Source organism: Mesorhizobium sp. M1C.F.Ca.ET.210.01.1.1, from assembly GCF_004791585.1.
GTDB lineage: Bacteria > Pseudomonadota > Alphaproteobacteria > Rhizobiales > Rhizobiaceae > Mesorhizobium.
In genome coordinates this window covers 1-355 of the sequence record NZ_SRUU01000143.1, presented here as the reverse complement: position 1 = coordinate 355, position 355 = coordinate 1, and the positions used below count along the sequence as shown (strand labels likewise).

The 355-nt window shown below is 63.9% G+C and carries 1 protein-coding gene; it reads left to right on the top strand.

Going from position 1 to position 355, the window contains the following annotated elements:
* Nucleotides 1-133 precede the first annotated feature (133 nt).
* Nucleotides 134-355, top strand: a 222-nt coding sequence (gene mraW / locus EN853_RS33305) for a 16S rRNA (cytosine(1402)-N(4))-methyltransferase (RefSeq protein ID WP_135861357.1), incomplete at its 3' end; no start/stop codon positions are given.

Below are 355 nucleotides of genomic sequence, written 5' to 3'. Positions count from 1 at the left end.
TATTGCTCGGCATGGGCGACAAGTTCGAATTGTGGAGCGAGCAGGCGCATCGGGCCCTGATCCAGCAGACGTTGTCTGACGAGGATCTGGGTGATGGGTTGCTCGACCTGAAGTTGTGAGCCGGGGTGCCCGGATGCGCCCAGAAGCGCAGGCCGGTCACCTTCCGGTGTCGCAGTCGCCGGCGGTGCACCTGCCGGTCCTGTACACCCAGGTCCTTGAAGGCCTGAGGGTGATCGAAAACGGACGTTATCTGGATGGCACGTTCGGTCGTGGCGGTCATGCACGTGGCGTGCTCACCCAGCTCGGTCCCGAGGGGCGCCTGCTGGTCATGGACAAGGATCCGGAAGCCATCGCC